General features: G+C 70.1%; 13 protein-coding genes. 6 read left to right on the plus strand and 7 right to left on the minus strand.

The window, feature by feature from the left end; all coding sequences use genetic code 11:
• Positions 1–15: 15 nt before the first annotated feature.
• From ACNPM4_RS18065 to ACNPM4_RS18075, 3 genes are read right to left on the minus strand one after another with little or no spacing between them, the layout of a single operon-like run.
• Positions 16–618 carry a GNAT family N-acetyltransferase gene (locus tag ACNPM4_RS18065; protein ID WP_448986609.1) on the minus strand — a complete coding sequence of 201 codons (603 nt, stop codon included), beginning with the start codon at positions 616–618 and terminating at the stop codon, positions 16–18.
• A gap of 8 nt (positions 619–626) precedes the next feature.
• Positions 627–1,019 carry an ImmA/IrrE family metallo-endopeptidase gene (locus ACNPM4_RS18070; RefSeq protein WP_400858896.1) on the minus strand — a complete coding sequence of 131 codons (393 nt, stop codon included), beginning with the start codon at positions 1,017–1,019 and terminating at the stop codon, positions 627–629.
• A 42-nt stretch (positions 1,020–1,061) separates the two neighbouring features.
• The gene (locus ACNPM4_RS18075; protein ID WP_448986610.1) at positions 1,062–1,436 is read right to left on the minus strand and encodes a helix-turn-helix domain-containing protein; all 375 of its coding nucleotides are present in this window, start codon (positions 1,434–1,436) and stop codon (positions 1,062–1,064) included.
• A gap of 94 nt (positions 1,437–1,530) precedes the next feature.
• Here ACNPM4_RS18075 and ACNPM4_RS18080 point away from each other — a divergent pair, with 94 nt between their 5' ends.
• From ACNPM4_RS18080 to ACNPM4_RS18090, 3 genes are read left to right on the plus strand one after another with little or no spacing between them, the layout of a single operon-like run.
• Entirely contained in the window at positions 1,531–1,758 is a 228-nt protein-coding gene (locus ACNPM4_RS18080) for a helix-turn-helix domain-containing protein (protein WP_372469317.1), read from the plus strand.
• Between the two features lie 29 nt (positions 1,759–1,787).
• Positions 1,788–2,717 carry an aldo/keto reductase gene (locus ACNPM4_RS18085; RefSeq protein WP_448986611.1) on the plus strand — a complete coding sequence of 310 codons (930 nt, stop codon included), beginning with the start codon at positions 1,788–1,790 and terminating at the stop codon, positions 2,715–2,717.
• 50 nt (positions 2,718–2,767) lie between these two features.
• The gene (locus ACNPM4_RS18090; RefSeq protein WP_448986612.1) at positions 2,768–3,160 is read left to right on the plus strand and encodes a PLD nuclease N-terminal domain-containing protein; all 393 of its coding nucleotides are present in this window, start codon (positions 2,768–2,770) and stop codon (positions 3,158–3,160) included.
• Here the strand turns inward: ACNPM4_RS18090 and ACNPM4_RS18095 are convergent.
• The 3 genes from ACNPM4_RS18095 to ACNPM4_RS18105 are packed head-to-tail and all read right to left on the minus strand — an operon-like array spanning position 3,157 to position 5,405.
• A complete protein-coding gene (locus ACNPM4_RS18095) occupies positions 3,157–4,128 on the minus strand; it encodes an epimerase (protein WP_448986613.1) in 972 nt (323 codons plus the stop codon). The two genes, ACNPM4_RS18090 and ACNPM4_RS18095, sit on opposite strands and share 4 nt — an antisense overlap.
• A complete protein-coding gene (locus ACNPM4_RS18100; protein WP_448986614.1) occupies positions 4,125–4,778 on the minus strand; it encodes a DUF4166 domain-containing protein in 654 nt (217 codons plus the stop codon). Before ACNPM4_RS18100 ends, ACNPM4_RS18095 begins: the two co-directional genes overlap by 4 nt.
• 9 nt (positions 4,779–4,787) lie before the next feature.
• Positions 4,788–5,405 carry a TetR/AcrR family transcriptional regulator gene (locus ACNPM4_RS18105; protein ID WP_448986615.1) on the minus strand — a complete coding sequence of 206 codons (618 nt, stop codon included), beginning with the start codon at positions 5,403–5,405 and terminating at the stop codon, positions 4,788–4,790.
• A 108-nt stretch (positions 5,406–5,513) separates the two neighbouring features.
• On the opposite strand from ACNPM4_RS18105, the gene ACNPM4_RS18110 reads away from it, so the two are divergent.
• Together ACNPM4_RS18110 and ACNPM4_RS18115 are read left to right on the plus strand one after the other, a co-directional pair.
• The gene (locus tag ACNPM4_RS18110; RefSeq protein WP_448986616.1) at positions 5,514–6,320 is read left to right on the plus strand and encodes a sugar phosphate isomerase/epimerase family protein; all 807 of its coding nucleotides are present in this window, start codon (positions 5,514–5,516) and stop codon (positions 6,318–6,320) included.
• A complete protein-coding gene (locus ACNPM4_RS18115; protein ID WP_448986617.1) occupies positions 6,320–7,450 on the plus strand; it encodes a Gfo/Idh/MocA family protein in 1,131 nt (376 codons plus the stop codon). The genes ACNPM4_RS18110 and ACNPM4_RS18115 overlap by 1 nt, the downstream gene beginning before the upstream one ends.
• Before the next feature lie 31 nt (positions 7,451–7,481).
• On the opposite strand, the gene ACNPM4_RS18120 is transcribed toward ACNPM4_RS18115, so the two are convergent.
• Entirely contained in the window at positions 7,482–8,675 is a 1,194-nt protein-coding gene (locus ACNPM4_RS18120; protein ID WP_448986618.1) for an ROK family protein, read from the minus strand.
• Between the two features lie 113 nt (positions 8,676–8,788).
• Between ACNPM4_RS18120 and ACNPM4_RS18125 the strand changes: the two genes are divergently transcribed.
• Positions 8,789–9,225: Gfo/Idh/MocA family protein (locus tag ACNPM4_RS18125; protein WP_448986619.1), on the plus strand; the 437-nt coding region annotated here is incomplete at its 3' end.

Raw genomic sequence — 9,225 nt, forward strand, 5'->3', positions numbered from 1 at the left:
CTCGACGCGGTCCGCTCAACGTCGTTTGGCGAGCCTCGCCTCGAGGTTGGCCTGCACCGCGGGCCACTCCGGCTCGATGATCGAGAACTCCACGCTGTCGCGCAGCGCGCCGTTGCGGTAGCGGCTCATGGCCCGCATCACGCCGTCCTGCTTGGCTCCGAGCCGCTCGATGGCTGTGCGGGACTGGAAGTTGACCCACTGCGTGGTCAGGCCGACGCGGAACACCCCGAGCGTCTCGAAGGCGTGCCGGAGCAGGAGGAGCTTGGACTCGGCGTTCGTGCCCGTGCCGTGGGCGGACGGACGGTTCCAGGTGTAGCCGATGTGCAGACGCGGGACGTCAGCGACGATGTCGTAGTACGAGGTGAGTCCGAGGATGCGTCCGTCGGCACCGAAAGCGGTGAACGGCACCATCTCGCCCTTCTCGATGAGCGAGAGGCGTCGGTCGACTTCTGCGCCCACGCCGTCGGGGGCCGGAACCGAGGTGTACCAGGCCGTCTTCCACAGGTCGCCCTCCTGCACGGCCTCGATGAGACCGTCGACGTGCGAGCGCTCGAGCGGACGGAGTTCGACGAGTTCGCCGGTGAGGGTGACGGGGGCGGGAGCGACGAGGAAGGCCATGACGGTATTCAACCAGCGACCGGGACGGCACCCTGACGCAGGAGCTGCTGGTAGGCGGTGACCAGCTCGATCGTGACCCCGAGCTCGAAGGCCAGACTGGCCAGGTGTGGCCCGCGGAGCTCTTCTGCCTCGGCATAGGCACGCGGGGTGATCAGCCGACAGGCCGCCCACTCGTCGGCCTGGCGCTCCTGCTGCGCACGGATCACGGGCACGCGCGCCGGAGTGTGCCCGAACTGCGCATGCCCGAGCTCGTGGGCGAGCACACTGCGTGTGGTGCGCGCGCTCATACCGGGACTGAGTCGGATCGTGCGGGTCAGGGGATCGAAGCCGCCGCGCGTGCGGCCGGGACCCTCGACGATGCGCAGTCGCTGTTCCTCGGCGAGGTGCAGAAGGTCGTCCATCGCTCTCCTCCTCGCCGTGCCGGGGCGGCAGTGTGTGCGCCGCTAGTCGTAGAGGTCGTCCGTATCCGAGTCGTGCGACGTGCGGGATTCGAAGGCGACCTCGCGGGTATCTTCTCGCGGACCGGCGACATCGGGGGCGGGGCGGATCGGGGTGATGCGCGCGCTCGTCTCCCCGTCTGCTCTGAGGCGTTCCTCTGCGCGAGCGAAGAGCACGTGGGGCTCGAGGCCGAGAGCGTCGCAGACCGAGTAGACGACCGGGACCGGGATGGCACGCTTGCCGGTGACGTAGTTGTCGAGGGCGCTGCGCGCGATACCGATGGTGCGCGCCATCGCCGCGATGCTGCTCCTGGACGCGGCGATCTCGCCGCGGATCTGGCGCCCCACGGCGTTGTTGAATTCCTCGGCCGGTGTCTTCACCCGGCTCACGATAGCAGCGCACCGACTCCAGAATGCCGCCATTATGGTGCAATCGACAGGTCTGCGTGTCCGTGCGGGGTACTAGCGTAGGCGTATGGGGACAGAATTGCGTCAGATGTTGGCATCCACCGTGAACGGCGCGCGAATGCACGCCGGGCTGTCGTTCGCTCGACTGTCCGAGCTCTCGGGCATCACGCCGGACGCGCTCTCGGAGCTGCTGGAGGGTCAGGTCGACTTCACCGTCGTCGACCTCGCCGGCATCGCTGCGGCGCTCGACATCCCGATCACGAGACTCCTCCCGGCATCCACGGCCGACGACTGACGTCGGACGCGCACAGTAGCGTGGTCCGTATGAAGACCGTGCCGTTCGGATCGTCCACCGCCCCCGCCGTCATCGCCGGCATGATGCGCATCAACGATAAAGACGAGGCGCACATCCGGGCGCTCTACGCCACAGCGCGGGAGTCCGGCATCGACTTCTTCGACCACGCGGACATCTACGGCGGGAGCATGCACCAGTGCGAGGCGCGCTTCGCCGATGCGCTGCGGCTCAGCGCCTCCGAGCGCGATGAGATCGTGCTGCAGACCAAGTGCGGGATCGTGCCCGCACAGAGGACGTTCGACTTCTCCTACGAGCACATCGTGACCCAGGTGGAAGGGTCGCTCGCCGCGCTGCGGACCGACCGCCTCGACGTGCTGCTGCTCCACCGCCCCGACATGCTCGTCGAGCCTGAGGAGGTCGCCCGTGCGTTCGACGATCTGGAGGCCGCGGGCAAGGTCCGGGCCTTCGGTGTCTCGAACCACACACCGCGGCAGATCGACCTGCTCCGCACGGCCGTCCGGCAGCCGCTGGTCGCCAATCAGCTGCAGCTGTCGATCACCCATGCGCCGATCCTCGCCCAGCCGGTCGCGGCGAACATCGCCGGCCACGAGCAGAGCGTCGTGCGCGACGGCGGCGGCATCGTGGAGTACTGCCGCATCAACGGCATCACGATCCAGGCCTGGTCGCCGTTCCAGGACGGCCGCGGTCACGGCGTGTTCCTCGGCAACCCCGAGTACCCCGAGCTGAACGCGGTGATCGATCGCCTCGCGGCGTCGTACGGCGTGACTGCGCTCGCCATCGCGACCGCCTGGATCACCCGTCACCCCGCCGGCATGCAGGTGGTCCTCGGCACGACCACACCCCAGCGCGTGCGCGAGGCCGCGATGGGCGCCGACCTCGAGCTGACCCGGCCCGAGTGGTACGAGCTGTTCCGCGCCGCCGGACACCTGCTGCCGTAGAAGCGGTTCGGGTCGGCGCGGTCCGGCACGCCGTCGTCTACCCTGAACTCATGCCGTTCCTGTTCTCGCTCCTCGTCATCGCCCTGATGATCGGCGCACTGATCGACATCATCACCCGCGACAGCGCCCTGGTGAAGCACCTGCCGAAGATGGTGTGGATCATCATCGTGATCCTGTTGCCGTTCGTTGGCAGCGTGCTGTGGTTCGCCATCGGACGCGAGTACGGCGAGGCCGGCATCTCCATCCCTCGCGTGCGTCGCGCCGAGCGGCCGACCGCCACCCGCACCGACGTGCGCCCCTCGCCGCCGGCGGACACGCGCACGACCGAGCAGCAGATCGCCGATCTCGACCGCGAGATCGAGGAATGGCGGCTCCGCGAGGAGCTCGAGAAGCGCCGCCGCGACGGGGACGCCGCCTCCGGATCCGCCGGCACCGCCTCCTAGACCGAGACCCCTCCGCGGTCGAAGGACTCGCGGATCGCCTCTTCCAACTGCGGGTGGCGGAACTCGAAGCCCGCGGCGGTGAGCTTCTCCGGCAGCACCCACCGGCTCTTCAAGACGAGTTCGGTCTCGGTACGGATGCCGATGGCGCCGAGCTCGAGCATCCAGCGGGGCAGCGGCGGGCCGATGCGAGCGCCCAGCACCCGCCTGATCGTCGCCATGAACTCGACGTTGTCGACCGGATTCGGGGATGCGACGTTGACGGGACCCTCGAGTGACGGCGTGTGCTCGATGTAGTCGATGATGCGCGCGACGTCGTCGATGTGCACCCAGCTGAACTGCTGACTCCCGCGGCGCGCGCGGAAATGGTGAACGGTACCGGCCCGGCGTCGCGCCGCACTCGCGGGCCACCGGCCGTCGTACTGCGGACCGCCGAGCCCGAGCCTGGCGAGGTTCTTCAGGGGCCCGAGCACGCCGCCGTGGCCGAGCACGATCGCGCTGCGAAGAGCGATGCGGCGGGTGGCGGGCAGCTCGTCGGCGAACAGTGCCTTCTCCCAGGCCTTCGCGACCTCGACCGAGAAGCCGGTGCCGAGCTCGCCGGTCGACTCGGTCATCGGACGGTCTTCGGCGTGCCGGTAGATCGTGGCCGTCGAGGAGTTCACCCACAGGGCGGGAGGCGCAGATGCGCGGGCGATCGCCGTGCTCAGCGAGGTGGTGGTGTCGAGCCGGGATCGGAAGATCTCGGCGCGGTTCTCCGGCGTGTACCGGCAGTTGACGCTCTTGCCGGCGAGGCCGATGACCAGGGAGGCGCCCTCGACCGCGCGGTCGATCTCGACCTGATCGCCCCAGCGGATGTCGGCGCCGGAGCGCGAGATCGTGACGACCTCGCGGCCCTCGGCGCGGAGTCGCGAGACGAGGTGGCTCCCCATGAAGCCCGTGGACCCGCCGATGACGACTCGGCCTGCGTTCATGCGGACTGCTCCTTCTCTGCGATGCGGGTGACCTCTGCGAGGGGAGGGACGCGGTACTCGAAATCGCCCCGATATTCGTACACGCGGCCGATGAGCGGCGCGTCGATCGTGAGTGCCACCTGCTGCCGGTTGATGGTGTCGTCGAAGCGCTCCGTGAGGCGGACGACCGGCGCGATCAGACGGGGGATGCGCATTCGGAGCCGCCCCAGTCGGACGCCGACGGCCCGGCTGGTGAGGCGAAGTGCGCCGTCGCGCACATCCACGTCGAAGCAGGCCGCGATGAGTCCTGGTTCACCGAGTTCGTCGAGCACGCGACCGTGCCGGGTGAGCGCGACCGCATCGCGCATGACCCACGGGCCGCGGGTGAAGCGGAACGTGCGCTCGCCGATGGCTCTCGATGCGATCGTGCGGTTCTCGACGCGGAAGGGCACGTCGCGCTCCCAGACGGCGGCGACGACCCCGCGACGTTCGAGGACGCGGAGCACGGGCCACAGCCACCGCCGCGGCGTACCGACGACGTGGAACACGCCCTCGCCGATGCCGACGGCGCCGTCGGGGACCGCCGAGAAGTAGGCGCGCAGCCGAGGGTGCAGCTCGTCGATGCGTTCGCCGAGTGCCCGGGCGTAGGGGGAGTCCGGCACGGGCGTCACGCTTCGAGCCTAGACGGGCGGGCGCAGCAGCCGGTCGAGCAGCGCGAGCGCCTCGTGCTGCGGGGCCGTCTCGTCGAGCAGCCACTGCGTCTGAAGGCCGTCCGACGCCGCGACGACGAGAGCCGCGACGGCGTCCGCGTCGACGTCCTTCCGGATCTGCCCGCCTTCCTGCTGTCGCCGCACGGTCTCGGCGAGCCGTTCGCGCAGACGTGTGAAACGACCGGTGGCGAACGTGCGCGCCGCCGGGTGGCCCTCCTCGAGTGCCGACGCGACAAGGGTCGAATACAGCTGCACGAGGCCGGGGATCGCGCGGTTGAAGCGTGCCGACTCGATCATCATCTCGACCGGCGTCGCATCCGCCGACGGGGGATCGGGCTGCCGCCCCGGCGCGTTGCTCTCCTCGTAGACGGCGACGAGCAGCTCTTCGAGAGACCCGAAGTAGTGGGTGAGGGCGGCGTGCGTGACGCCCACTTCGCGCGCGATCGCCCGCAGGCTCGTGCGGTCGGAGCCGCGCGCGGCGAAGACCTCGATGGCGCGATCGAGGATCTCCTGTCGGCGAGCGATCCCCTTGGCGTAGGTGCCGCGCGGGCGGGGCTGCTCGGCAGGCTCTGGCGTGTCGGCGGGCATGGGGGGAGTCTAGCGAATCAAAACTTCCACGTGGAGGTATTTGGTGGTAGCGTGCCTGCACGGGGTAGTGACCCCCCCATGTCACCGAAGACCGAAGGAGCACGACCGATGACGATTCAGACCTCCCTGCAGCTGTTCACGATCAAGGACGAGCTGGAGGCCGACCTGGAGGGCACGCTCACGGCGGTCGCCGCCCGCGGCTTCACGGCCGTCGAGCCCTACGACTTCGTCCGCCGTGCCGAGCCGCTCGCCGCCGCGCTCTCCGCCGCCGGACTCACCGCCCCGTCCGGGCACGCCTTCCTCGCTTCGGAGTCGTTCGTGAACCCCGACGGCAGCGGCACGACCATCCCCGTCCCCACTCCCGACGTCGTCTTCGCCGCAGCCAAGGTGCTGGGCATGGAAACGGTCATCGACCCCTACACCGAGCCCGCGCGCTGGGAGTCGGTCGCGCAGATCGAGGAGACCGCGCGCCTGCTGAACGCGGCCGCCGAGATCGGCGCGACCGTCGGCGTCCGCGTCGGGTACCACAACCACGCGCACGAGCTGGAGGCCGTCTTCGACGGGGTGACCGGGCTGGAGGTTCTCGCCGGGCTGCTCGACGAGCGCGTCGTGCTCGAGGTCGACCTGTACTGGGTGGCTCGTGGCGGTGTCGACCCGGTCGCGCTGCTGCAGCGCCTGGGCGACCGCGTGATCGCCGTGCACGCGAAGGACGGCACGCTCGACCCGGCGCTCGCCGGCGCCTACCCGCCCGCCGACCAGGTGGCCGCGGGTGAGGGATCCGTTCCGCTGGTCGAAGCCATCGCCGCTGCCCCGGCGCTCGAGCTCGCGATCGTCGAGTTCGACCACTACGAAGGCGACCTGTTCGACGCGATCGAGCGCAGCCGCGTCTTCCTCGACGAGAAGGTCGCCGGCTGATGGCGGGTCCCGTCGGAGTCGGCATCATCGGTGCCGGGAACATCAGCGACCAGTACCTGTCGAACCTCACCACCTTCCCGGATGTCCGTGTGATCGCGGTCGCCGACGTCATCGAGGAGCGTGCGAAGGCGCAGGCCGCGAAGTACGGCGTCCCGCGTGCCGGCGGCGTCGACGTGGTGCTCGACGACCCCGAGATCGACATCGTCGTGAACCTGACGATCCCGGCCGTGCATGTCGAGGTCTCCGAGGCGATCATCGCCGCGGGCAAGCATGTCTGGACCGAGAAGCCGATCGGCGTCAGCCGCGAGGAGTCGCGCCGGCTGCTGGAGAAGGCGGATGCCGCCGGCCTCCGCGTCGGCGTGGCCCCGGACACCGTGCTCGGACCGGGCGTGCAGACCGCCAAGCGGGCGATCGCGCGCGGCGACATCGGGCGCCCGCTGTTCGGGCAGACCACCTTCCAGTGGCAGGGGCCGGAGATCTTCCACCCGAACCCCGCGTTCCTCTACGCCAAGGGCGCAGGGCCGCTGCTCGACATGGGCCCGTACTACGTGTCGACCCTCGTGCACGTGTTCGGACCGGTCGCCGCCGTCGCCGCCCTCGGACTGCAGGGGACGCCGACGCGTCGAGTGCAGGTCGGCGAGCTGGCGGGCCAAGAGTTCCCGGTCGAGATCCCGTCCACACTCAGCGTGCTGATGGACTTCGAGGAGGGCGGCCAGGCGCAGAGCCTGTACAGCACCGACTCGCCGCTGCTGCGGCAGGGGATCGTCGAGATCACCGGCACCGAGGGCACGATCGTGATCCCCGACCCGAACACGTTCGGCGGTCCGATCACCATCACGCGTCCGCTCACACGTCAGTTCGTTCCGCCGGAGCCGATGACGCAGGAGATCGTCGACATCGCGCAGGAGGGTGTGCTCTCCGGGCGCGGCGTCGGGCTGCTCGACATGGCGCGCTCGATCGCCGCCGGCCGGCCGCACGTCGCCACGGGGGAGTTCGGCTACCACGTGCTCGACACGCTCCTGTCGATCGAGGAGGCGGCCGAGTCGCGGAGCTTCGTCCCGGTCGAGAGCACGCTGGATCAGGTGGGCGCGATCGCCGCCGACTTCGATCCGTTCGAGGGCACGCTCTGACGGTCGCCGCTCGGGGCGGCGGGGGTGCGGATCAGCGCGCCTTCGCCGCCACGTAGCGGTCGACGCTCGCGGGGGAGAGCACCTCGCGCGCGACCATGATCGCGGCCCCCAGCACGGCCGCGCGGTCGCCCGCCTGAGACTGCACGATCGCCAGATGCTGCGTCGCGAGCGGGATCGAGCGTCGGTAGACGACTTCGCGCACGCCCGCGAGCAGGTGCTCACCGGCACGGGCGATGCTGCCGCCCAGCACGATGATCGACGGGTTCAGGAGGTTGACGACGGTCGCGAGGACCTCGCCGACATCACGCCCCGCCTGACGGGTCGCCTCGATCGCGGCGGCGTTCCCGGCGCGGACCAGGTCGACCACGTCCGAGGGGCCGTGCACGTCGAGCCCTTCGTCGCGGAGCGCGATCGCGAGGGCGGAGCCGCTGGCGAGGGCCTCGAGGTCGCGCTCATCGCCCGGCTCGCGAGTCGACCCCGCGCCGGCCGGCACCTGGACATGGCCCATGTCTCCCGCGGATCCCTGCGCGCCGCGCTGCAGTTGTCCACCCGCGATGATGCCGGCGCCGATGCCCGTCGAGACCTTGACGAAGACGAGGTCTTCGACCTGCGGCCAGCTCATCGCCTGCTCGCCGAGGGCGAGGATGTTGACGTCGTTGTCGACGAGAACGGGCACGTCGAAGGTCTTCTGCACATACGCCGGAACATCGAACCGGTCCCAGCCCGGCATGATCGGCGGGTTGGTCGGTCGTCCGGTGGAATGCTCGACGGGGCCGGGGACGCCGATGCCGACACCGACGAGCGGGAGGCCGGCGGCGGTCGAGTCGAGCAGCTCGGCGGCGTCGGCGAGGATCGTGTCGAGCAGGCTCTCCGGTCCGTCGCCGATGTCGATCGTGCGCGTACGGGCATCGAGGATGACGGCGGCCAGGTCGGCGACCGCGACCGTCGCGTGCGTGGCGCCGAGGTCGACGGCCAGCACGAGCCCGGCGCGCGGGTTGAAGGCCACGCGTGCGGGCGGTCGGCCACCCGTGGAGACGGCTTCTCCGGCGGGGCGGACGAGGTCGGCGGCGAGGAGCGCGTCGACCCGCAGGGCGACGGTCGACCGGGCGAGGCCGGTGAGGACGGCGAGTTCCGCCTTCGTCCTGGCGTGGCCGTCGCGGAGGATCTGGAAGATCTCTCCGATCCCCGATGCGATCGCCGGAGCGGGCCTGAGAACGTCAACCATTGCGTCAGTAAACCACAGCACTTCGGCGTCTCGCCGATCGACTTCCGATTTCCGTCAGATAACTTTTGACGAAGGTCTAGCAAAAGTCTGCAGGTCTGTGTCAGAATCGCCGCATGACAACGGATGTCACTGACACCGGTCTCGGAACGATCCGAGCCGGCATCCTCGGCGGAGGATTCATGGCCCGCGTGCATCGCACTGCGGCCCGCGACGCCGGCGGCGAACTGCGCGCCGTCGCCACCCGCTCCCGCGAAGGAAGTCGCGATGCCGCGCTGGCGCTCGGCGCCGGTCGAGCCGAGAGTGACGCGGCCGGTCTGCTGGAGGCGGGCGACATCGACGTCGTGCACATCTGCACGCCGAACGCCACGCACGCCGAACTGGCGCTCCAGGCTCTGAACGCCGGCAAGCACGTCGTATGCGAGAAGCCGCTCGCGACGACCGCCCCGGACGCGAGGGTTCTCGCCGAGACGGCCGAGGCCCGCGGGCTGGTGGCGGCCGTGCCGTTCATCTACCGCTATCACCCGATGGTGCGCGAGGCCAGGGCCCGGAT

It is taken from the genome of Microbacterium umsixpiens (genome assembly GCF_053543675.1).